Source organism: Caulobacter sp. HMWF025, from assembly GCF_003060965.1.
Taxonomy (GTDB): Bacteria; Pseudomonadota; Alphaproteobacteria; order Caulobacterales; family Caulobacteraceae; genus Caulobacter.
Genome location: NZ_QAII01000152.1, coordinates 1 through 23,015, shown reverse-complemented (window position 1 = coordinate 23,015; position 23,015 = coordinate 1). Strand labels below are relative to the sequence as shown.

Annotated in this window: 14 protein-coding genes and 1 pseudogene; 7 read left to right on the top strand and 8 right to left on the bottom strand. The window is 66.5% G+C overall.

Going from position 1 to position 23,015, the window contains the following annotated elements; genetic code table 11:
• Positions 1-119: 119 nt before the first annotated feature.
• From DBR10_RS16220 to DBR10_RS16205, 4 genes are all read right to left on the bottom strand, one after another.
• Positions 120-1,118, bottom strand: coding sequence for a DegT/DnrJ/EryC1/StrS family aminotransferase (locus DBR10_RS16220; RefSeq protein WP_108504822.1), 999 nt, complete (start codon positions 1,116-1,118; stop codon positions 120-122).
• A gap of 115 nt (positions 1,119-1,233) precedes the next feature.
• Positions 1,234-2,790: a class I adenylate-forming enzyme family protein gene (locus DBR10_RS16215; protein ID WP_108504821.1), complete on the bottom strand. Its 1,557-nt coding sequence runs from the start codon at positions 2,788-2,790 to the stop codon at positions 1,234-1,236.
• A 152-nt stretch (positions 2,791-2,942) separates the two neighbouring features.
• Complete coding sequence (locus tag DBR10_RS16210; RefSeq protein ID WP_199223517.1) at positions 2,943-5,033, bottom strand: 3-hydroxyacyl-CoA dehydrogenase NAD-binding domain-containing protein; 2,091 nt, start codon at positions 5,031-5,033, stop codon at positions 2,943-2,945.
• A gap of 409 nt (positions 5,034-5,442) precedes the next feature.
• Positions 5,443-6,669, bottom strand: a complete 1,227-nt coding sequence (locus DBR10_RS16205; RefSeq protein WP_108504819.1) for a serine hydrolase domain-containing protein — start codon at positions 6,667-6,669, stop codon at positions 5,443-5,445.
• Between the two features lie 137 nt (positions 6,670-6,806).
• Here DBR10_RS16205 and DBR10_RS16200 point away from each other — a divergent pair, with 137 nt between their 5' ends.
• From DBR10_RS16200 to DBR10_RS16190, 3 genes are all read left to right on the top strand, one after another.
• Positions 6,807-8,720: an ATP-binding protein gene (locus DBR10_RS16200; protein ID WP_108504818.1), complete on the top strand. Its 1,914-nt coding sequence runs from the start codon at positions 6,807-6,809 to the stop codon at positions 8,718-8,720.
• Positions 8,721-8,877: 157 nt separating this feature from the next.
• Positions 8,878-10,101, top strand: a complete 1,224-nt coding sequence (locus DBR10_RS16195) for a TetR/AcrR family transcriptional regulator (protein WP_108504817.1) — start codon at positions 8,878-8,880, stop codon at positions 10,099-10,101.
• A gap of 84 nt (positions 10,102-10,185) precedes the next feature.
• A complete protein-coding gene (locus tag DBR10_RS16190; protein WP_108504816.1) occupies positions 10,186-11,313 on the top strand; it encodes a hypothetical protein in 1,128 nt (375 codons plus the stop codon).
• A 100-nt stretch (positions 11,314-11,413) separates the two neighbouring features.
• On the opposite strand, the gene DBR10_RS16185 is transcribed toward DBR10_RS16190, so the two are convergent.
• A complete protein-coding gene (locus DBR10_RS16185) occupies positions 11,414-14,533 on the bottom strand; it encodes a TonB-dependent receptor (protein WP_369831684.1) in 3,120 nt (1,039 codons plus the stop codon).
• Positions 14,534-14,829: 296 nt separating this feature from the next.
• Between DBR10_RS16185 and DBR10_RS16180 the strand changes: the two genes are divergently transcribed.
• From DBR10_RS16180 to DBR10_RS16165, 4 genes are read left to right on the top strand one after another with little or no spacing between them, the layout of a single operon-like run.
• The gene (locus DBR10_RS16180) at positions 14,830-15,369 is read left to right on the top strand and encodes a MarR family winged helix-turn-helix transcriptional regulator (protein WP_108490205.1); all 540 of its coding nucleotides are present in this window, start codon (positions 14,830-14,832) and stop codon (positions 15,367-15,369) included.
• A gap of 19 nt (positions 15,370-15,388) precedes the next feature.
• Positions 15,389-16,882 carry an efflux transporter outer membrane subunit gene (locus DBR10_RS16175; RefSeq protein ID WP_108504815.1) on the top strand — a complete coding sequence of 498 codons (1,494 nt, stop codon included), beginning with the start codon at positions 15,389-15,391 and terminating at the stop codon, positions 16,880-16,882.
• The gene (locus DBR10_RS16170; RefSeq protein ID WP_108504814.1) at positions 16,879-17,961 is read left to right on the top strand and encodes an efflux RND transporter periplasmic adaptor subunit; all 1,083 of its coding nucleotides are present in this window, start codon (positions 16,879-16,881) and stop codon (positions 17,959-17,961) included. The genes DBR10_RS16175 and DBR10_RS16170 overlap by 4 nt, the downstream gene beginning before the upstream one ends.
• The gene (locus DBR10_RS16165) at positions 17,961-21,050 is read left to right on the top strand and encodes an efflux RND transporter permease subunit (protein ID WP_108556513.1); all 3,090 of its coding nucleotides are present in this window, start codon (positions 17,961-17,963) and stop codon (positions 21,048-21,050) included. The genes DBR10_RS16170 and DBR10_RS16165 overlap by 1 nt, the downstream gene beginning before the upstream one ends.
• 30 nt (positions 21,051-21,080) lie before the next feature.
• On the opposite strand, the gene DBR10_RS16160 is transcribed toward DBR10_RS16165, so the two are convergent.
• The 3 genes and pseudogenes from DBR10_RS16160 to tuf form a co-directional block, all read right to left on the bottom strand.
• Positions 21,081-22,064, bottom strand: a complete 984-nt coding sequence (locus DBR10_RS16160; protein WP_108504812.1) for a sensor histidine kinase — start codon at positions 22,062-22,064, stop codon at positions 21,081-21,083.
• Positions 22,065-22,215: 151 nt separating this feature from the next.
• Positions 22,216-22,599 (bottom strand): DUF5071 domain-containing protein, encoded by a 384-nt coding sequence (locus DBR10_RS16155; protein WP_108504811.1) that lies wholly within the window; start codon positions 22,597-22,599, stop codon positions 22,216-22,218.
• Positions 22,600-22,729: 130 nt separating this feature from the next.
• Positions 22,730-23,015, bottom strand: a pseudogene (tuf, locus tag DBR10_RS16150) (elongation factor Tu); the annotation flags it as partial.

The following is a 23,015-nucleotide window of genomic DNA, read 5'->3' as shown; positions in this document are numbered from 1 at the left end:
GGGTAGGGCCGCGCGGCAGGAACAGAAGCCGGATTCGACTCCAACCCTGTAGTATCTGATTGATTTGATAGATTTTTTATCGCGTAGAGCCGATTCCGTCTCGAAGCGATCGATAGGGTCTAGGCGCTTGGAACAGCACTGCGCAGGACGGCAGCCAGGTCATCCAGGGCCGGAATGTCCAGCTCCGGGTCGAGTCGCAGCACGATAACCGACTGGGCCAGGCGGTCGGCCACGGGAGTCGAATCTGTGGCGAGACCGGGTCGGTCCTCCCGGATCAGACCGGCCACGACACCGTCAGCCGCCAGACGGGCGAGGATCGCCCGGGCCGTGCCCTCAGGGACGCTCAGAGCGCAGACATCCGAGATCCAGCTCATGCCCCAGCCCGGCTGGAAGCCGAGCGGCGCATCCAGCAGCAGCACCCGCAGGCGCTGGGCGGCGGTCGCCAGTCGGGGCCGGGCCCGCGACCAGAGTTCCAGACCCGCCTCGCAGTCAGACAGGGGTCCCTCGATGGCATTGACGGGAACGGCATCCTCGCAGGCGATGAACACCCCCTGCCCGCTGGGCAGGCCGACAATGACCGGCACCGGGGCGCTCTGGATGACGTCGAAGGCCTCGACAGCTTCAACCAGGATCGGCAGGCCGACCTCGTCGCGAAAGGCCGCCCAGGCCCTCAGGTCCGGGGCCCGGCCGTGGGCCCCGATCGGGAGGATCGCCTCAAGCGGCCCTGGAGCCTCGGGCAGACGCTCGCGCAGATGGGCCGGATCGAACATCCAGCTGAAAGGATCGACATCGACCTGCCAGGGCTTCAGTCCGGCCCGGACAATGCCGTCGAGGGTCGGGCCCGAGGCCAGGGCCGGAACGACGCAGTAGCCTCCCGGACGCACCCCCAGCGCCAGCAGGCTGGCGGCGACGGCCTCGGCGTGGTCGGACATCACCCGAACCGCAACAGGCCGGCAGAAGCGGGCCATCAGACCGGCCTCCTGGCCCGGACCATGCCCGGCGGCCCGCAGCGCGATGGCCACCGCGTCGAAATCGACGGCACCGGACGCGCCCACCAGCGGGGGACGCCCGGCGGCTTCCGGCACGGCAATAGGGACTTGGACAGACGAAGGACGCATGGGACGGTCGCTTCCACGAAGGGCCGGTGAGACCCATTGGCTTCACCGTATAGTTAAGCAACCGTAACGCGCGATTCTGCCAGCCGGACTGCGACCGGCCGTCGCGGGAAAACGCCTAGGCTTTCAGCGATACCTGCCAGAAGTCGCGCAGTTCGCGTTTCAGAACCTTGCCGATATGACTGCGCGGCAGGGCGTCGACCAGATGCAGTTCAGCCAGCCTCTGGGTCTTGCCGACCTTGCCGTTGACGAAGGCGCGGATGGCCTCGGCCTCGGCCGTCTCGCCCGTCTTCAGGGCCACAAAGGCCACCGGCGTCTCGCCCCAGGCATCAGACGGCACCCCGACGACGGCGGCTTCGGCCACCGCCGGGTGCTGCACGATCTCGGCTTCAAGATCACTGGGATAGATGTTGAAGCCACCGCTGATGATCATGTCCTTCTTGCGATCCATCAGGGTCAGGAAGCCCTCCTCATCGAAGCGGCCGACATCGCCGGTGCGGATGAAGTTCCAGCCCTCGGGCGAGACCCAGGTCGCCTCGGCGGTCTTGCCCGGCTGGCCGTGATAGCCGTTCATCATGCCCTGCGAGCGGCCGACAATCTCCCCGACCACACCGGGGCCGACCTGGACGCCGTCCTCGTCGATCAGACGGATGTCATGGCCCGGCGCCGGCCGCCCGACCGTGTGCAACTTGTCGGGGTGCTCATGGCACATGAGGATGCAGGTGCCCCCGCCCTCGGTCATGCCGAAATACTCGACCAGCCCGCCGGGCCAGCGCTTCAGCACGTCGGCCTTCAGCTCGGCCGAGAAGGGGGCGCTGGTGCAGAATTTCAGGTGGGTGCTGGAGAGGTCGTAGCTGTCGAAATCCGGCCGCTCCATCAGGCGGCGGTACTGGACGGGCACCAGCATGGTGTGGGTCATACGGTGCGCCTGGGCCAGTTCGAGATACTTGCCGGCGTCGAACTTCTTCATCAGCACGACCGTGCCGCCACCGGCCAGGGTGGGGAAGAAACAGACCAGGGTGGTGTTGGAATAGAGCGGCGTCGACAGCACGGTGACAGCGCCCGGCGCATAGCCGACGGCGTCGCCGCGGAACACATGCTTCCAGCGCATGCCGTGCGACTGGACGATGCCCTTGGGCGTGCCCGTGGTGCCGCTGGAATAGATGATGTTGAAGGGGTGACCGGGCGTGATCTCCACGGGCTTCGGCTTGGCACCCTCAGGCGCCAGCCAGGCCTCAAACGCCTCGCCGGCGGCCGAGCCGTCCAGCGCGAGGGTCCTGACCGGCACGGGGACCGGGGCCTGGGCCTCGGCCACACCGGCATCGAGAAAGAACAGCTTCGCTCCGCAGTCGGCGACCATGCCGGCAATGGCCTGGGGGGTAGACGACGGCGCGATCGGCGCCACCGCCACCCCGGCCCGCAGGCCGCCCAGGAACAGCGCCGTATAGGGGATGGAAGACAGGGCGCAGACCGCGACGGCCTCGCCGGACTGGATCCCGTCCCGCTGCAGTGACGCTGCGACCCGGTCGACCAGGGCGTCGAACTGGCCGTAGGTCACCGACTCGCCGGTTTCCATGACAATCGCGGGATGGTCGGGATTCTCCTGCGTCCGCAAACGCAGGATGTCGCCCATTACGCCATAGTCGGCGGTCATCATGTCGGCGAGGGTGGTCATGGAAGACGCTCTTCTTCTCCCTTCCCCCTTTGATGGGGGAAGGGTCGGGGATGGGGGTGACAGCGGGTCAGGATGAGCCGCGACAGAGACAGCCCGGCCGCCGCATCACCCCCAACCCTGCCCTTCCCCCATCAAGGGGGAAGGGTTCATCTTCAGGCGTCCTTGAAGCCCTTGCCCTCGGCGACCAGGCGTTCCAGCAGGGCCGACGGCTTGAAGTCGTCGCCGTGGGCCGCGTGGAATTCCTTCATCTTGGCCAGGACCTTGTCGAGGCCGACCAGCTCGCCCCAGAACATCGGGCCGCCGCTATAGACCGGCCAGCCGTAGCCGTTGATCCAGACGATATCGATGTCGGACGCCCGGATGGCCTTGCCCTCTTCGAGGATCTTCGCGCCCTCATTGACCATCGGATAGAGGCAGCGTTCCAGGATCTCCTGGTCGGTGATCGACCGGCGCTGGATCTGGCGCTTCTCGGCGAAGTCGCGGATCACTTCCTCGACGATGGCCGACGGCTTTGCGACGCGGTTTTCGTCATAGTCGTAGAAGCCCTTGCCGTTCTTCTGGCCGCGACGGTCCATCTCGCACAGCACCTCGCGCACCGTGGACGAGCTGGTCTTGGCCGGGTCCCAGCCGATGTCGAGACCCGCAAGGTCGCTCATGGCGAACGGTCCCATCGGCAGGCCGAAGTCGTAGAGCACTCGGTCAACGTCCCAGGGCATGGCTCCTTCCAGGATCAGCTTCTGGGCCTCGCGCTGGCGCTGGGCCAGCATGCGGTTGCCGACGAAGCCATGGCAGACGCCGACCAGCACGCCGATCTTGCCGATCACCTTCGACAGCTTCATGGACGTAGCGATCACCGACTTGTCGGTCTTTTCGCCGCGCACGATTTCCAGCAGGCGCATGACATTGGCCGGCGAGAAGAAGTGCAGGCCGATGACGCTTTCCGGACGCTGGGTGCAGGCGGCGATCTCGTCGACATTGAGGTACGAGGTATTGGTCGCCAGGATCGCACCGGGCTTGCAGATGGCGTCCAGCTTGCCGAACACCTCCTTCTTGATCTCCATCAGCTCGAACACGGCCTCGATGATCAGGTCGCAATCGGCCAGGTCCTCGAGATGCATCGACGGGGTCAGCAGCCCCATGCGCTTTTCGACGTCGTCCTGGGTCAGGCGGCCCTTCTTGGCGGTGTTCTCGTAGTTCTTGCGGATCGTGGCCACACCGCGATCCAGGTTCTCCTGCTTCATCTCGATGATCGTCACCGGAATGCCGGCATTGAGGAAGTTCATCGAAATGCCGCCGCCCATGGTGCCGGCGCCGATGACGCCAACCTTCTTGACGGGGATCGTGGCGGTGTCGTCCGGAACATCCGGAATCTTGGCGGCCTGGCGTTCGGCGAAGAACACATAGCGCTGGGCGGCCGACTGACTGCCGGTCATCAGCTCCATGAACAGCTTGCGTTCGGCCTTGAGGCCCTCATCGAAGGGCAGGTTCACGGCCGCTTCAATGCACTGGATATTGCTTTCCGGGGCCTTGAAGCCACGGAACTTCTTGGCATTGGCGGCGCGGAACGCCGCGAAGATCTCGGGCTTGCCGCGGGCGGCCTCGACCTTCTCGTTCTGCTCGCGAACCTTGGTCAGCGGGCGCTTTTCGGCCAGGACCTTGTGGGCGAAGGCGATGGCACCGGCGCGGAGGTTGCCCTCCTCGACCAGCTCGTCGAACAGACCCATGGCCAGGGCCGACTTGGCCGGCACGTGCTGGCCGCTGGTGACCATCTCCAGGGCCTTCTCGACGCCGACGATGCGCGGCAGGCGCTGGGTGCCGCCGGCTCCGGGCAGCAGACCGATATTGACCTCGGGCAGGCCGCCCTTGGCGGATGGCACCGCCACGCGGTAGTGCGCCACGAGCGCCACCTCCAGGCCACCGCCCAGAACCGTGCCATGGATCGCGGCGATCACCGGCTTGGGAGAGTTCTCGATCGTGGCCTGCACGTCCTGAAGGGACGGGCCGGTCATGGCCTTGCCGAACTCGGTGATGTCGGCCCCGGCGATGAAGGTCTTGCCGTCGCAGATCAGCACGATCGCCTTGACGGCCGGATCGGCGATGGCGGCATCAAAACCACCGGCCAGGCCCTCGCGCACGGCGGCCGAGAGCGCGTTCACCGGCGGTGAATTCAGCGTGACGATCCCGATATCGCCCTCGACGGAAAAATCGGTGACGGCGTTGATTGCGGCCATGACGGCTCCCACCCTGCTCTTATGTTTGAACGGTTGTTTGAAGACAAAACCTGCACGCTCGGACGCGGATGTCCAGACCCTCCGCTACGGTGCCCGATTTGTGTGCAACCGAAGTTGACGCGCTCCGAAACATACTCCAACTTCGAAACAGTGATTTCAGCCGAGATTGTCCGCGGGGGCGGACGGCGCGGTGAACGCGGCCTGATCCCCTCCGAGCAAACAGAACGATCCGTGCTGGGGGAGGGCGTACGTGTGGAAGCTAGGGCTAGGGACGCGACTTGCAAGCGTCCCTGAATTTCGAAGTCGTGGATTTTATGCGGACGCGGCGCGTTGTGGCCAATGCGTCGAACTTGAATAGAGCCCACTACGGCGCGGAAGCCAGGCTTCCGCGCCGCTTCTTTGTGGCGAACCTGACAGCGCGTCAGGCCGCGCTGTCGGTAAAGGCTGAATAGACCAGGGTCCGCAGTTCGCGCCGGATCGGATAGGCGCTGGACGGCATCAGCTGGGTCATGAACACCACCGCCAGGTCCTCGACGGGATCGATCCAGAAGGCGGTCGAGGCCATGCCGCCCCAGAAAAACTCGCCATGCGAGCCGATGTTCTTGGTGCGGGCCTGGTCGACGGTCATGGCGAAGCCGAGACCAAAGCCGAGACCCTCGAACACCGCCTCACTGAACAGGGACTTGGAGAGTTCGGTCAGCTCCTTGCCGCCCGGCAGATGGTTCATCGTCATCAGCCTGATGGTCTTGGGGCTGAGCAGCCGCGCGCCGTCCAGTTCGCCGCCGTTCAGCAGCATCCGGCAGAAGCGCATATAGTCGTCAGCCGTCGAGACCAGACCGCCGCCGCCGGACTTGACGGCCGGATCGGAGAGGAAGCGGCTCGTCTCCGGATCGTCCTGCAGCATCACCTTGCCCGTCGGCGTCAGGGCGTAGCAGGCCGTAAAGCGTGCCTTCTGGCTCTCGGGCACGAAGAAGCCCGTATCGACCATCTTCAGCGGGTCGAAGATCCGCGCCTTGAGGAAGGCATCGAACGGCTGGCCGGAGATCTTCTCGACCAGATAGCCCAGCACGTCGGTCGCCACCGAGTAGTTCCACGACTGGCCGGGCGAAAACTCCAGCGGGACCGTCCCGAGCCGGTCGACGAACTCCTGCAGGCCGCCTTCGCTGTCGATGCCGTCCAGCTTCAGCTTGCGATAGGCGGCATCGACATTGGTCTGCTGCTGGAAGCCGTAGGTCAGGCCGGCCGTGTGCCGCAGCAGGTCGATCATCCGCATGGGCTCGTTGACGCGCTTGGTCAGGAAGCTGCCCAGCACGCCGCCGTTGAAGACCCCCAAATCGCGCCAGCCGGGAATGAAGCGGTGCACAGGATCATCCAGGGACACCAGCCCCTCCTCGACCAGCATCATGAAGGCGACGCTGGTGACCGGCTTGGTCATTGAATAGATGCGAAACAGGCTGTCGGCCTTGAGGGCCGTGCCGCGTTCACGGTCGGCGAACCCCTGAACCGCCGAATAGGCCAGCTGGCCGCGCCGCCAGACCTGGGTCAGGGCGCAGGGCAACTTTCCGGTGTCGATATAGCGGCTCTGAATGAAGGTCTCGATGCGCTGCAGGCGCTCGGACGACAGGCCAACGGCCTCTGGCTTGGTCAAGATCGAATGCTCCCCTGTTTCCGGTGGCGACCACCGGCTTGTCATTGGCGCCCTAGCGGACAGGAGAGGCGAGACGTCTTGACGCAACGTCGCCTTTACGGGTCCAGCGCATACTGATTGAAAACGAGGGAGCGCCGATGGGCAAGCACTTGGATGACAAGAGCCCCCCAAGCATGGACGTGGCCGCTGCGGACTGGTTCTTCCAGAACAGCCTCGACATGTTCGTCGTTCTGGAAAAGGGTATCATCGCCCGCCTGAATCCCGCCTGGACCGATCTGGCGGGCTGGACCGCCGAAGAAACCCTCGGACGGCCGATGCGGGACTTTTTCCACCTGCATGACACCAGCGTATTCCAGGCGATCGGACGATCCCTGCGCGAGGAAGGCAGCGCCCGCTCGGAGCACCGGCTGGCCCGCAAGGGCGGCGGCTGGCTGTGGGTCCGGTCCCAGTCGAAACAACTGTCCCCCGACGTCCTGCTGGTGGTGTTCCAGGATTTCACGGAAGACCGCGCCCGCACCATTGCCCGCCAGCAGGCCGAACGCGCCAACGAAATGCTGCGGTCGACCGCCGGGGTCTATGTCTGGCGCTTCAGCGCGCGCAAGGGCCACTACGTTTTCGAGCAGGACATCCCCACCCTGAGCCAGCCCGAAGGCGGGGCCCGGATCATGTCCATCGCGGACATGACGCGGTCCACCCATCCAGACGACCGCACCCGGGTTCGGGAGGCCTTTTCCGAGACCCTCAAAACGGGTGAATACCGAACCCTGGACTATCGCTTTCTTGACCTGGAAACCCGGAACTGGGCCACCATGAGAGCCGCCTGGCGGGGCATCCCGGGTCAGGGCCCGGACACCTGGGATGTCATCGGCATCACCCAGGACATTACCGAACTGGTCGCCGCCCGCGATGCGGCCCTCGCTGCGGCTGACGCCAAGAGCCAGTTCCTGGCCAATATGAGCCATGAAATCCGCACCCCGATGAATGGCGTGCTCGGGGTCATGCACCTGCTCAAGCAGGAGTCCCTGTCCGAGGATGGCCGGTTGCTGCTGGGCGAGGCCCTGGGCTGCGGGGCCATGCTGGCGGAACTGCTGAACGACATCATCGATTTCTCGAAGGTCGAAGCCGGCAAGCTGGAGCTGGCCCGCGAGCCGGCCGATCCGGTGGCCCTGCTGCGGGGGGTTGCGGACATGCTGCGACCACAGATGCGCGAGCGCGGTCTCTATCTGAACGTCGAGGTTCCGGAGACTCTCGGCTGGGTTTCCGTCGATCCCCTGCGGCTGCGTCAGATCCTGTTCAACCTGCTCGGCAATGCCGCCAAGTTCACGGCCGAGGGCGGGGTCACGGCACGCCTCATGGCCTGCCCTCAACCGCATGGATACCGTCTCCGGTTCGAGATCGAGGACACGGGCATCGGGATCAGCGAGGTTGCAGGCCGGGGTCTGTTCGAACGCTTCAGCCAGGCCGACGGCTCGACCACGCGTCGCTTCGGCGGGGCCGGGCTCGGCCTCGCGATCAGCCGCCGCCTGGTCGAATTAATGGGCGGCAAGATCGGGTTCGACAGTTCACCCGGCAAGGGGTCGACCTTCTGGATCGAGATCGAAGCCGCCCGTGCAAAGGCCGTTATGGCGCAGCCGGATCGCGACAGCGCCATCTTCGCCGGCTTGCGGATTCTGCTTGTCGAGGACAACGCCACCAACCGGCTGGTGGCCTCGCGGATGCTTCAGGCGCTCGGGGCCGTGGTGGAGACCGCCGAGGACGGCCTGCAGGGGGTCTCTGCCGCGAGCCGGGGCTTCGACCTGATCCTGATGGATATCCAGATGCCCGGCATGGATGGTCTTGAGGCCACCCGGCGGATCAGGGCCCTGGCGGGGCCTTCATCCCGAACGCCGATCCTCGCCATGACCGCCAACGCCCTGGCCCATCAGCAGGCCCTCTACATCGCCAGCGGCATGAACGGGGTCATCGCCAAGCCGCTGTCACCAGCAACTCTGGTCAGCACCCTCTCGGCCAGCCTCTCCGCACCTTCAATGCCCGTATCGTGCGCGTCCTGAAACACAACTGAAAACTCTGCGCGTTTAGATGCGGCGATATGGGTGCCTGCGCCCGGAACTGCCGCCACGGCCATTGCCTGTGCGGCGGGGATGCCTAGAAAGACCTCGCCTGGGCCGGCTCCCGTGATCCGGACCAGGTGCTTCGGGAAACCACGCCATGGATGACGGTCGGATCGGGAGCGCGGCGACCGCGCGCTACGCCCGCAAGAAGGAAGCGATCCTGGCGGCGGCCACGGCCATCCTGAACCGCCAGGGTGTTCGCGGCATGACCCTGGCCGATGTCGCAGCCAAGGTCGGCCTGATCACGACCAGCGTCACCTACTACTATCGCAAGAAGGATGATCTGGCCGCCGCCTGCTTCATGCGCGGCCTGGAGCGGCTGGAGGCGATGATCGCCCAGGCAGCGGACCAGCCCGATCCGCCCGCCCGTCTGCGCAAGTTCATCACGCTCTATCTCGATCTGAACCGCCAGGTTCGACTGGGCGAGATGCCGCCGCTGGTCAGCTTCACCGAGATCAAGGCCCTGAAGGAGCCGATGCGGGGCTCGGTGACGGCGGCGTTCAATGACCTGTTCCGCCGGGTTCGCGGCTTCTTCGAGGGCCCGGCCTTCGAGCATCTGGAGAAGCGGGAGCGCAATGCCCGCACCCACCTGCTGCTCGAACAGGTCTTCTGGTCGGGGACCTGGCTGAGACGTTACGACCTCGACGACTATGACCGGGTCCGCGACAAGATCTATGACATCCTGGTCGGCGGTCTGGCGGTACCGGGACGAGCCTGGGCACCCCCTGCCCTGCCCGATCCGACGCCGGGCGAAGTCCTCGATTCCCGCGAGACCTTCCTGGTCGCCGCCACCCGGCTGATCAATCAACGGGGCTATCGCGGGGCCTCGGTCGAGGACATCTCGGCGGCCCTGAATGTCACCAAGGGCTCATTCTATCATCACCATGACGACAAGGACGCCCTGGTCGTCGAATGCTTCCAGCGCACGTTCGCGGTCACGCGCAAGGCCCAGGTCGACGCCCGGGCCCTGGCCGGCGATTCCTGGTCGCAGCTTTCGGCCGCCGTCGCTGCGCTGGTCGCCTATCAGCTTTCCGATCACGGCCCGCTGCTTCGCGCCTCGTCCCTGGGGGCCCTGCCCGCCGACATCCGCCACGAGATGACAGAAGGCTATGATCTCGGATCGCGCCGGTTCGCCGCCCTGATCTCGGACGGAATCGCCGACGGCTCGATCCGCCCGGTCGATGCCATCATCGCTGCGCACATGATCAATTCGATGCTCAACGCCGCCGCCGCCCTAGGCACCTGGGTGCCGGGCCTGGAACGGGAGGAAGCCGCCTACCTGTTCGGGCGGCCCCTGCTGATGGGCGTCTTCACCACCTGACCCCGCCGGGGCCTGATTTCCCAAGATTTCAAAGTGTGGCCAGCCTGATAGGTTTGTGGCAAGCGACTCGCCGCAGGCCTGCCCATGACCATCATCGGATCTTCGCCCTATATCTCCGGCTATGCCAATGCGGGTGTGGCGGCCGGCAAGAGCGCGGCCACACCGTCCGGCGGCCCCTCGGCGCAGCCCGGCACAGCGGGCACAGCGACAGCCGCGGTCAATGTCACCCTGTCGGCCGAAGCCCAGGCGGCCCTCAAGGCCCAGACGGATTCCCGGTCCACCGACAGCGTCGTCGCCCAGGCCAGGGTCGCCCTGGACAGCCTGCTGAAGGCCGCGCGGACCAGCAACGCCCTGGCGGACGGCAAACCCACGATCGATCTGGCCGGCTTCGATCGCCGCGAACTCTTCGCCGTCGCCAGTGGCCGGGGCGGCAAGTTCGCCATCGAGGAGCAGGTGGTTGCCGCCCTTGAGCTGAAGTCCCGCCAGGCTGACGCGCTCTCCGGTCCCGCCGCCTCGGCCCGGGCCACCGGCGACTATGCCGGCCTCTACCAGGCCGCGCTCGACAGGCTGGACGCCGCCGGTGCCGAGGAAAAGGCGACCGGCCAGTGGGCCAGGGATCGCGCGGCCCTCGTGGAGGGGCGCAGGCAGGCCATCGCCCGGCCCGGAGTCGCACCGGCCGGTATCGACGGCGATCCGGTCGCGGCCTATCTCAAGGACGTCGGGTCGGTCGTCGCCAATGCCCGGACCCGCGACTTCGGCAAGGTCGCGACCGACGTCAGGGCCGTGCTCGACCGGCAGTATGCCCTGGCGACCGGCGAGGGTGCGGCCAGGGGACCAGACACCGGCGATATCGACTTTGCCCGCTTTGACACCCGGTCCCTCGCAGCGATTTCCCTCAATCGGGACGGGCTGTTCTCGGATCACGAGGTCGCCGAGGCGGCCGGCGAGATCCGCACCCGCGATCATCAGTCGGTCATGAGCAGCTACAAGGACAGCGCCTCGTCGACCGACGCCTCGACCTTCGGCAAGGCGATGATCACCCGCTATGCCACCATGAGCACCGAGGAGCGCGAGGCCTCGGGCTGGACGCCGGAGCTCTATGACAGGATGGTCGCCCTGCAGGATACCCGCGAGAAGCTGGCCTCGCTGTTCAGCGCCGGCGGCGGCCTCGCCTCCCCAGGCTCCATGACCCTGCTGGACTATCTCGGCTAGAGCTCTTTGGGCTGCCGACAGTCCAACGCCAGGGCTTCACCCAAAAAAGAAGCGCGCCCCTCACAGGGCGCGCTTCCCGTTTGTTCCGGAGATGGAGACCCTAGAACTTCTTGCGGATCCCAACCTTGTAGGTGCGGCCCAGCGGATCACCCGTGAAGGGGTCGTAGCCGAGATCCAGGCGAGCATAGGACGGATCCTGGTCGAACACGTTGGTGATCGCCGCCGTGACCGTCGTGTCCCAGGGCAGGAAGACGCGATAGGCCAGATCGGTTAGGACCTGGGCGTCGATGGTCTTGCCCTTGCTAACCTGAACCCCCGCGCCGGTGGTGTCCTTGTAGGCGTTGGCCGCGAAGGGCGCCGTGCGCTGGTCGGTATAGCTGTCGATATAGTGGACCGTCAGGCGCACATTGTGCGGACCGGTGTTCCACTCGGCGAACACGTCACCCTTCCACTGCGGGATCGGCACGACCGTGGTCTGGTAGTTGAGCAGGCCGACCGCATCGAAGGCCTTCTCGACGACCACGCCTTCAACCATCGTGGCCCCGACCTTGTACTCGGAGATGTAGGTCGCATTGCCGCCGATCGACAGCTCTCCGCCCATGAACTCGTCGAACCGGTAGTCGGCCGAGAAGTCGAAGCCGGAGTTCTTCACCGCCGCGCCGTTGATATAGTTGGTCTTCAGGCGGGCGATGCTGCTCGGAACCGCGCAGGAGGTGCTGTAGGTGAAGCGTGCGACCAGGGCCGCATAGGCCGTATTGGCGCAGTTATTGGCTCCGGCGGCCCCGTTGGGATAGAGCGTGTTGACGATCCCTGCGACCGGCTCGGCGACGATCGGGTTTTTGAAGTCGAACTGGAAGTAGTCGATGCTGGCCTTGAAGTTGCCGGCCTTGAACAGCGTCCCGAAGTTATAGGTATTGGCCTTTTCGGGCTGCAGGTTCGGGTTGCCGAAGATGTCCACGGCCCGGAAGACGCCGAGAATGCCCTGCAGCGACGTCACCGAGGTGGTGGTCGTCTGCGGATCCGGCGGACCGCGGAAGGTCGAACCGGCCGAGGCCCGCAGGGCCAGCCAGGGCAGGGTCTGCCAGCGGACCGAGAGCTTGGGGTTGAACGTCGATCCGACGGCGCCGCCATAGTCCTCGAAGCGGGCAGCCAGTTGTGCCTGGAAGTCATCCGTGATCGGCAGCGACAGTTCGCCGAAGGCGGCCATCACGTCCGACTGGTTGTCGGCTTCATTGCCCACACCCAGGAACATGAACGGGCCGTTGCGGGTCGAGCCCGTGCAGGTCGTGACGCCGAAGTCCGGCGTGTTGACGCAGGGATTGATCGCCGCGTTGCTGATGTCGTTGTAGTCGGCCTTGAAGTAGGTCCGACGGTACTGGACACCGGCGGCCCAGGCCACGTCACCGCCCGGCAGGGCGATGGCCGTTTTGCCGTTCAGGACCGCTTCACCGACGAACAGTCGCGAGGACTGCTTGGTCGACAGCTTCTTGAAGAACCAGCTGGCCAGGTCCTTGTTGACCGCCAGGGCCGAATTGTAGCCCGGGTTGGCGACTCCGGTGATGGCATTGCCCGGGATCGCGCTGGCGAAGGGGTTGTAATACATACAACCGCCGACGCCGGCCGTGCCCTGGATGCCCGGGAGGGACGGGTTGCTGTCGCAGTTGGGACCACCCAGACCCTGCAGGGCCAGGGCGAACCGGTTGACCAGGGTGTCATAGCCGGTGCGGATGCCCACTTCCTGCGAATAGGTCAGGGCGACTTCCCAGCCGATGCCGTTGTCCCATTCACCCTGCAGGTCACCCGAGACCCGGAAGGCATCGAAGGCGCGCGAACCGATCGAAGCCCCGTAGCCGAACAGCGGATTGCCGCCGATGCCGAACGGACGGTTGGCGACGTCGAGCGCGCCGAAGGCGAACACCGAGCTTGGAACCGTCGTCTGGGCCCCGGTCGCCAGGCTGTAGAGGTTGACGGTCGGGTTGGCCGCCATGAAGGCGATCAGGCCCGGATTGGTGGCCGGCACGACATAACGGCCCGGGATGGCCGAGGCTTCCGCCGTCGGGGTCGCCAGGGCCGCATAGGACGGCGAGGTATTCCAGTCCGGCACGTCGGTGTGCGCATAGAGCACCTCGACATGGAACTTGGTCTTGTCGGACAGGTCGGCATTGACCTCGCCGTAGATCTGCACGGCGTCCGACTTCTCCACCAGATTGTCGAACGGCGTATAGTGCCAGTAGCAGACCGGCGTCAGGCCGCTGAAGCCGGCAAAGCCGCCCAGGCCCGAGCACGACGGATCGCGCATGGCATTGGTGCTGCTGGCCAGCGGGATGAAGGTCGAGGGATTGCCTGCTGCCGACCAGCCGGCTTCTGGGTTGGACAGATAGGGCTGGTTGGCCCAGTCGCGCTCGGCGACGCTCAGCTTCGAGCGGTGCTGCCAGCCGGCGCTGACCAGGACGTTCCCGTTGTCCCACAGCTTGCCGAAGGTGGCATTCAGTCCGTAGTCGCCGTCCGAGCCGTTGATGACCCGATAGTCCCCGCCGACTTCCAGGCCGTCAAAATTCTTCTTGGTGATGAAGTTGACGACACCGGCGATGGCATCAGAGCCATAGGTCGCCGCCGCGCCATCCTTCAGGACTTCCAGGCGGCCGATGGCGGCGGCCGGAATGATGTTGGTGTCGACGATGCCGGCCCCGGCCGCACCGAACGGATTGATGGCCAGGCGACGGCCGTTCAGCAGCACCAGGGTCCGCTGTGACCCCAGTCCCCGAAGGTTGACCGAACCGGACCCTTCCGAGCCCTGGGCCCGGGCGTCGAACTGGTTGGTGTCGCCCAGAACACCGCTTGACACGGAGAGGGCCTTGAGAAGTTCGACCGTGGAGGGAGAGCCGCGCTTTTGCAGTTCTTCAGCCCCGATCACGTCCACAGGCAGGGCCGCGTCTTCGGGGGTGCCCCGAATGAACGAACCGGTGACGACGACTTCCTCGACCTCGGTCGACGTGTCGGGCTTGGTCTGGGTCTGGGCCTGGGCCACGCCGGCCGACAGGGCTATGGCCATGGCCATGGCTGAGCCGCCGCGCAGGAACACGGTTCTTGTCATTTTACTTCCCTCCCTCGTTTGCTTTTTTTGAATGCTTATTGCGGGATCGGGATCGGCTTCAGCCGTCCGGCCGCTGACATTGCAGCCCACCGCACCCCGAACAGCGCCCCACACGCGCAGGCGCATGTGAGTCGTTTTCGAAACGTGATGATGTGCCTGCCATGGCCGTCAAACTGGGACCTCCCCTGAGCCGGTACCCGGAAAATCACGCCTGTTGCGCCGCAATACCGTGCGGCAGCGGGTCCGACGCCTCAATCCGAACACCTGTTTCGATGATGCGGTATGTTTTGACCCGGCGTCAACCTCTGCGCAGCCCGGGGCGGGGAGAGCCATGCTCGTCACGCGGAGTTCTGTCGCAGGGAGGCAGTCCGCACATGTTTAAGCGCATTGATTGCTAAGTTACTTAGTGATAATGCCGGAGCATGATCGGTGATTCCGACCCGTCCGAGTGTGCGCCGCGCGCCGCCTATGCCGACAGGCTGCATGATCCGATCATGCAGCGCCTGAAGGCGATCTCGTTCCTGAACCTCGAGATCGGCAAGAAGATCGGCGAGACCCTCGGGGTCAATGTCACGGACATGACGGCGATGGAGCTGCTCATCGACGCCCGCACCCTTACGCCCAGCCAGCTGGCCAGTCAGCTGAAGGTGACGACCGCCGCCGCCACCCAGATCGTGGATCGTCTGGAGCGGGCCGGCCATGTCACGCGCGAGCGCAAGGCCGTCGACCGTCGCAAAATCTTCGTCGCTCCGGTGGAAGCTTCAGAGGCAAGGGCCTTTGCGCTGCTGGCCCCGATGCTCGATGCCCTGAGTGGCGCAGTTTCCGGTCTAGACCCCGCCGAACGTCGCATCATAGAGACATTTCTGGACCAGGTCGTTGATATCTATCTCCAGGCATCGGGACCGCCGGCCCCGTGTCCCGAACCGAATGAGCCTGATGACACCCCCTCCTCTGCCCTCTAGCGCGCCCGGATACTGGCCGATGAAACCAAGCAAGAACGGTCTGAGAGCGGGGACTGTCACGACCCTGTCGGCCCTGACCCTGGCGGGGCTGTCCCTGGCCGGCTGCGCGACCGCCCCGCGCCACACAGCCGACACCCGACTGCCCGCCGCCTATCAGGCCGCAGCCGGCACGGCCTTGCCCGAACAGGCCCTCGACCAGTGGTGGACGGCCTTTGACGACCCTGCCCTGACCGCTCTGATCGACACGGCCCTGGCCCGCAGCCCCGATGCACGCCTGGCCGCCGCCCGTCTGGACGAGGCCTGGTCGGTGCGCGGCGGACAGATCCGCCAGCTCTATATTCCTTCGACGCCCCTCACCGCCGCCGCGAACCGCAGTTCGACGGACATCATCAAGCGCAGCGGTGCCGGTGGTTTCACTCAGGGCGGTGACAGCGAGAGCTACAGCGTCAATTTCGACGTCAGCTGGGAGCTCGACCTGATCGGCCGACGGCGCGCCGCCCGCAAGGTGGTCGACAATGATCTGGCCGCCGCCCGCTTTGCCTTTGAAGGGGCCCGCGCCGCGCTCGCCGCCAATGTCGCCCAGTCCTATTTCGAGGCCCGTGTCCTGGCCGTGCAGCTGGAAGACGCCCGCGAGTCCGCCCGGATCAGCGGCACCCTGCTCGACACCGCCACGGCGCGCAGCCGTGCCGGCCTGTCACCGACCTCGGAGACCGACCGCATCGCCGCCGACCGCGCCCAGGCCGAGGCCCAGGTCGCGCAACTGGACGCCCAGCTTCAGGTCGCCCGCCGCAGCCTGCTGATCCTGACCGGCCGGGGCATTGACGATCTCGCCAGCCTGCCGGTGACGGCCGACTTGGCCAGGGCCCCGGCCGCGCCGGCCGCCATCCCGGGCCAGCTTCTGGCCCGCCGGCCCGACGTACGCGAAGCCCAGGCGCGCCTGGCCTCGGCCTCGGCCAATCTGCGGGTCAACGAACTGGCCGTGTTCCCGACCTTCAGCCTCGCGCCGGGCATCGGCCTGACGAAGGCGGTTTCGCCCAGCTTCCTGTCACCCGGCTCGACCTCCTCAACGACCAGCTCGGCCTGGTCCGTCGGCCTGAACCTGTCGGTGCCGGTCCTGAACCTTCCCGTCCTGATGGCCAATATCGGTGCCCAGGACGCCCGGACCGAACAGGCGGCCATCGGCTATGAGAAAACCGTGCAGACCGCGTTCGGCGAGGCCGAAGGAGCCCTGCTGCAACTGGCCAGCGACCAGCGCCGCGTCGACCTGCTGACGGCCGGCGAGGCCCGGGCGGCATCGGCCTTTGACGCGTCGCGCAAGGGCTATGCGGCCGGCCTGACCGACCTGACCTCGGCCCTGCAGGCCGAGCAGTCCTGGCGCGCGGCCCGCTCGGCGCTCACCGGTGCCCGGGGCCAGGCCCTGCTGCGCGCCGTTCAGACCTACAAGGCTCTCGGGGGCGGCTGGTCGCCGCAAACCAACCCGATGGTCGCACCCGTCAAAGTCTCCTCGCAATGAGATCCGCCCCGATGACCCGCCCGCTGATTGCTGCCCTGCTCCTGTCCACGGCCCTGGGCCTGACCGCCTGTGGCGGCAAGAAGGATGAGGCCAAGCCGACCAAGGCTCCCGCTGCCGCCGGGGCCGCCCGTGCGGTCACCGTCGGCCTGATTGAAAGCCGTCCCCTCGGTGCCGGTTTCGAAGCCTCCGGCCAGCTGGTCCCGCGCGAGGAAGCCGCTGTCGGCTCGGAACTGGGCGGCTATCGCGTCGCCCGGGTTCTGGTCGAGGAAGGGGCCTTCGTCCGGGCCGGCCAGCCGCTTGTGCAACTGGACGACACGCTGCTGCGCGCCCAGATCGCCCAGCAGGCGGCCGTGACCGCCCAGGCCCAGGCCGAAGCCGCGCGCGTCGCCGGCCTCGACGGCCAGGGTGTCCTGTCGCAGGAGCAGATCGAAGCCCGCCGCTATGCCGCCAAGGCCCAGGAAGCGGCCCTGGCCGAACTCAAGACCCGGGCCGGCCGGATGACCATCACCGCCCCGGTCAGCGGCCGGGTGCTTGAGCGGACCGTGCGTCCCGGCGAGATCTCGGGCGGGGCCACGGGCCCCTGGTTCAGGATCGCCCGCGATGGCCTTGTCGAACTGGATGCCGAGGTCGGAGAAGCCCAGCTGTCAGGTCTTCGCCCCGGCCAGTCGGCCCAGGTGGCCCTTCCGGACGGTCGGGTCGTCACCGGCGTCATTCGCCTTGTGAGCCCGCGCATCGACCCCGCAACCCATCTGGGCAAGGTGCGCGTGCGCCTTCCGCTCGATTCGGACCTGCGTCCCGGCGGGTTCGGCCGCGCGACCTTCGCCGCCTCCAGCAAGACCGTGAAGGCCGTGCCCGAAACCGCGATCCGCTACGACGCCGAAGGCTCGTCGCTCGTCACCGTCGACAGCGCCAACCGGGCCCGCCAGTCGGCGGTCCGCACCGGTCAGCGCGGCGGCGGCTGGGTCGAGATCCTCGACGGACCGCCGGTCGGCTCCCGGGTCCTGCTGGGCGGTTCGGCCTTCACCCTGGACGGTGACCTGGTCGCCCCGACGAACGCGGCCGGCAAGGCGGCACGCTAATGGCCCAGCTCCGTATCTCCGCCTGGTCGATCCGCAACCCGATTCCGGTCGCGGTCCTGTTCATCGCCCTGATCCTGGCCGGCATCGCCAGCTACATGATGCTGCCGGTCAAGCAGTATCCCAACGTCTCCTTCCCGCTGGTCGCCGTCACCATCACCCAGAGCGGCGCGGCCGCCGGCGAGATGGAGACCCAGATCACCCGCCAGGTGGAAGACGCCGTCGCCGGCATCTCCAACGTCAAGAGCATCCGCTCGTCGGTCGTGCAGGGTGTCTCGACCACCTCGATCGAGTTCGAGCTGGGCGAGGACCTGCAAAAGGCCACCGACGAGGTCCGCTCCAAGGTCGACCAGGCCCGGGCCCTGCTGCCCCGCGAGATCGACGAGCCGATCGTCCAGCGGATCGACCTGGATTCGCTGCCGATCGTCACCTACGCCGTCTCGTCGCCGACCATGACGATGAGCGAGCTGTCCTGGTTCGTCGACGACACGATCAGCCGGGCCCTGCAGGGCGAAAAGGGCGTGGCCCAGGTGGCCCGCGTGGGCGGGGTCAATCGCGAGATCAACATCGTCATCGATCCGGATCGCATGGCGGCCTCCGGCATCACCGCCCCGCAGCTGAGCGCGGCCCTGGCGGGCTTCAGCCTTGATGCCCCCGGCGGCCGGGTCTCGATCGGGGCCCGCGAACAGACCGTCCGCGTGCTTGCGGCGGCCCGCTCCGTCGAGCAGCTGCGCGCCCTGACCATCCCGACCAGCGGCGGCCGGTTCGTCAAGCTGACCGACGTGGCCGAGGTCGGTGACGGGGCCGGCGAGGCCCGCTCCTTTGCCCGGCTGGACGGCCGGCCCGTCGTTGCGTTCCAGGTCAGCAAGACCAAGGAGGCCAGTGACGTGCGGGTCGAGGATGGCGTGAAGATCGCCCTCGACAAGCTGATCGCCGCCCATCCCGACGTAACCTTCACCAAGATCTATTCGATCGTCGACGATACCCGGGCCAGCTTCGCCGCCACCAAGGCGACCCTGCTGGAAGGCATGCTGCTGGCGGCCCTGGTCGTCTTCCTGTTCCTGCGCGAATGGCGGGCCACGGCCATCACGGCCATCGCCATGCCGATGTCCCTGATCCCGACCTTCATCTTCATGGCGGTCATGGGCTTCTCGCTGAATGTCGTGACCCTGCTGGGCCTGACCCTGGTGATCGGCATCCTGGTCGATGACGCCATTGTCGAGATCGAGAATATCGAGAAACGGGTGTCGGCCGGTGAGCGCCCCTATGAGGCGGCCATTGTCGGGGCTGACGCCATCGGCCTAGCCGTCGTGGCGACCACCTTCACCATCGTCGCAGTGTTTGCGCCCGTCGCCTTCATGCCTGGCATCCCCGGCCAGTTCTTCCGCGAGTTTGGCCTGACCGTTGCGGTCGCGGTCCTGTTCTCGCTGGTGGTCGCGCGCCTGCTGACCCCGCTGCTGGCCGCCTACTTCCTCAAGCCGGCCAAGGCACCGCATCCGCGCAAGCCGTTCGAAGGCGTTTACCGCAACACCCTTGAATGGGCCCTCGACCACCGGATCGTCAGCTGCATCATCGGCGGCGTCATCTTCGCCGCCTCGATCGTCATGGCCAGCGGCCTGCCGGCCGGCTTCCAGCCGCCGGCCAACAACAACTACTACTATCTCAAGGTCCAGGGCCCGCCCGGGGCGACGGCAGCCGACATGGACCGTGCGGTCCAGGCGATCACCAAGCTCTTCAAGGAACGCCCCGAAACCGACCACGTCTTCGCCCAGATCGGCTCGGTGATCGCCGCCAGCGGCCCCGGCGGCGGCTCCGGCGGCAGTGACCTGCGCGACGGCACGGTCACGGTGGTCCTGCATGACAAGCGCGAACTGCGGGTGCCCGAGATCAAGGCCCTGATGCGCGAGCGCCTGAACGAACTGCCCGATGTCCGGGTCAATCTGCTCAGCGATGACGGGGCTGCAGAGGTCGCGACCATCCTGACCAGTGAGGACGGCGCGGCCCTGGAACGGGCGGCCCTGACCCTGGAACGGCAGATGCGCGGCCTTGAAACCGTTGCCGACCCGCGACCGGCCTCGCCGCCCAGCGGACCCGAGATCGTCATCCGCCCGCGTCCCGACGAGGCTGCACGCCTCGGGGTCTCGGCCAATGACATCGCCGCCATCGCCCGCGTGGCCACGGTCGGTGACATCGACGCCAATGTCGCCAAGCTCACCGACGGTGAACGCCGCCTGCCCATCCGGGTCCGTCTCGCCGACGGTGCCCGATCCGACCTCGGCCAGATCAAGACCCTGCGCGTTCCGACCGCCGGCGGGGGCTATACCCGGCTCGACGCCGTCGCCGACGTGGAGTTCCAGGCCGGCCCCGCCAAGATCGAGCGCTATGGCCGCAAGCGGCAGCTGACCACCGAAGCCGACCTGCGGCAGGGCGTCGTCCTCGGGTCTGCTACGGCAGAAGTCGACAACCTGCCGATCATGAAGAACCTGCCCCCCGGCGTTCAGAAGGCCACCGGTGGAACCGAGGAGGCCATGGGCGAATTGTTCGGCGGCTTTGCAATCGCCCTGCTCTCCGCCGTTTTCCTGGTCTTCGGGGTCATGGCCCTGCTGTTCGGCAGCTTCTTCAAGCCCATCACCATCATGTCCGCCCTGCCCCTGGCGATCGGTGGAGCCTTCATGGGCCTGCTGGCCTGCGGCATGAGCATGTCGATCCCCTCACTGATCGGCTTCCTGATGCTGATGGGTCTGGCGGCCAAGAACTCGATCCTGCTCGTCGACTACGCGATCGAGGAGGAGCGGGCCGGGAAGCCGCAGCGCGAGGCGATCCTCGAGGCCTGTCGCGAGCGGGCGCGTCCGATCGTCATGACCACCCTGGCGATGATGGCCGGCATGCTGCCGACGGCCCTGGGCCTGGGCAAGGGTTCGGAGTTCCGTCAGCCCATGGCCGTCGCGGTCATCGGCGGGCTGATCACCTCGACTGTCCTGTCGCTGGTCCTGGTGCCGGTCGTCTACGAGATCATCGATGACTTCGAAAACTGGCTGAAGCCCCGGCTGGGCCGGCTGACCACGCCGCGAGAGGCTCCGAACAAGGCCTGATGACCGGGCCCGGTCCCCCGGGGCCGGGCCCTAGTCCTTGCGGGCCGGGTAGGTCAGGCGGCTGACCGTCGTGCCCGCCTCGCGGTGCATCTCGAAGCGGCCACCGAGCTGACCGGCCATGGCCCGGACAATCCGCAGGCCCAGGCTGCGCGAGGCGGCAGGATCGAAGCCCTCGGGCGGGCCACAGCCGTCATCGATCACCGTCAGCACATGCTCGGCCCCGTCCTGGTCGAGCGTAACCTGGACCTTGCCCACCAAGGTGCCTGCGAAGCCGTGCTCCATGGCGTTGTTGAAGCATTCGAGCAGCACCAGCGTCACTGGCGTGGCCTGGTCGGCATGCAGGGGCTGGTTGCCCCCCTCAAGCGCGACCTGGACGTGCCCCCCGGCCGCCCGGTTTGCGGACTCAAGCAGGCCGGCGGCAAAGTCCCGGAACGGTACCGGATCGCCGATCTGGTTGTGAAGGTCCCGCTGGATGCGGGCGATCACCTCGATCCGCCCCCCGGCTTCCGAGAGGGCGTGCCGCGCATCGCCGTCCTGAACCCCGGCCGCCTGCAGGCGCAGCAGCGAGCCGACCACCTGGATGTTGTTGCTGACCCGGTGATGCAGCTCGCGATAGAGCAGCTCCTTGCTTTCGGCCAGCTGGGCATAGCGCTCCCGCTCGGCCGTCAGCTGGCGCAGGGCCCCGCGCATGCCGTCGACGAAGAAGATGTCAACCGCCACCACAAAGACATAGAAGGCCACGGCGACGGTGGTCGCGAGGCTCGGCTGAAAGCCGTTATAGGGCGGTGAAAAGAAGTAGCCGGCCCCGACCATCGACAGGACCGCACACAGGATGGCCGGTCGCGCCCCCGCAAAATAGGCGGTGATGACCACGGCTGGAAAGAAGGTCACATAGGGAAAGCCCGGCGGGAACCAGTCGTTGAGGCCCAGCCGGACCAGAAAGGCCAGCGCCGTGGCCGCAATGGCGATGCCATAGCCCGCAGCCGGTGCCCCCTGAAAACCCCGGCCGTTCATGGTTCACCTCTGCCCGGTCGCTCGGACAACCGACGTGGGCGAAACCCGGGGCGGCGTCAAGGCGGTTCCGGCGAAGCCGCCGCCACGGCCCAGGCGTTGAGCCGGGACGGTCGTGACATGGAAGCGCCACGCATTGCCGACGAGCCCTCGGTTAGCTGCGCTGAGTAACCCGGAGAATCTCCAGCGCCCGTTCCTGAAGGCCCTCCTGGCGCTCACCCGGACTAGGAGACGAAGCCATTCGTCGCAGCTCGGGTTCAAAGACCCGTGCGAGAGGCAAAGATTCGCCCACGACGGCGCTGATTGTCCAGAATTTCCAGCCTTCGTCGTCCGTTGCCAGCACGTCTCGAATGTAGGGCTCAAGCGGCAACCCGATCTCAGCGAGGAACGGTTGCAGCACCTGCGCCACGGGCCAGTTTAGGTCCTGCATCCAGGTCAGCAATTCGGCGAGATGAGGTAGGGCGCTTTCCGGCCCGGCTTGAACCAGCCGTTCGACCGCCAATACGTCGTACTTGTCTGCAGGCAGCCTCATATTCATCGATGAAATTTAACGCGCGGGAAGCGTGGTTTCGAGATCAATTCAGCATAAAGCCGCCAAGCAAAAGGCCCCGGAGATTGTTCTCCGGGGCCTTCGCATTCAGATCAGCGTGTCGCTGAAGATCGGTCGATTACTCGACGATCTTCGCAACCACGCCTGCGCCGACCGTGCGGCCGCCTTCGCGAATGGCGAAGCGCAGGCCCTGGTCCATGGCGATCGGGGTGATCAGCTCGACGTCCAGCTCGGCGTTGTCACCCGGCATGATCATTTCCACGCCTTCGCGCAGCTTGATGATCCCGGTCACGTCCGTCGTGCGGAAGTAGAACTGCGGGCGATAGTTGGTGAAGAACGGGGTGTGACGGCCGCCTTCTTCCTTGGTCAGGATGTAGGCCTCGGCCACGAACTTCGTGTGCGGG

Coding starts and splice junctions, on each gene's coding strand:
- DBR10_RS16195 (WP_108504817.1), top strand. CDS start 8,878: ATGGATGACGGTCGGATCGGGAGCGCGGCGACCGCGCGCTACGCCCGC.
- DBR10_RS16190 (WP_108504816.1), top strand. CDS start 10,186: ATGACCATCATCGGATCTTCGCCCTATATCTCCGGCTATGCCAATGCG.
- DBR10_RS16165 (WP_108556513.1), top strand. CDS start 17,961: ATGGCCCAGCTCCGTATCTCCGCCTGGTCGATCCGCAACCCGATTCCG.
- DBR10_RS16185 (WP_369831684.1), bottom strand. CDS start 14,533: ATGCGCCTGCGCGTGTGGGGCGCTGTTCGGGGTGCGGTGGGCTGCAAT.
- DBR10_RS16175 (WP_108504815.1), top strand. CDS start 15,389: ATGAAACCAAGCAAGAACGGTCTGAGAGCGGGGACTGTCACGACCCTG.
- DBR10_RS16170 (WP_108504814.1), top strand. CDS start 16,879: ATGAGATCCGCCCCGATGACCCGCCCGCTGATTGCTGCCCTGCTCCTG.
- DBR10_RS16160 (WP_108504812.1), bottom strand. CDS start 22,064: ATGAACGGCCGGGGTTTTCAGGGGGCACCGGCTGCGGGCTATGGCATC.
- DBR10_RS16200 (WP_108504818.1), top strand. CDS start 6,807: ATGGGCAAGCACTTGGATGACAAGAGCCCCCCAAGCATGGACGTGGCC.
- DBR10_RS16215 (WP_108504821.1), bottom strand. CDS start 2,790: ATGACCACCCTCGCCGACATGATGACCGCCGACTATGGCGTAATGGGC.
- DBR10_RS16180 (WP_108490205.1), top strand. CDS start 14,830: ATGATCGGTGATTCCGACCCGTCCGAGTGTGCGCCGCGCGCCGCCTAT.
- DBR10_RS16155 (WP_108504811.1), bottom strand. CDS start 22,599: ATGAATATGAGGCTGCCTGCAGACAAGTACGACGTATTGGCGGTCGAA.
- DBR10_RS16220 (WP_108504822.1), bottom strand. CDS start 1,118: ATGCGTCCTTCGTCTGTCCAAGTCCCTATTGCCGTGCCGGAAGCCGCC.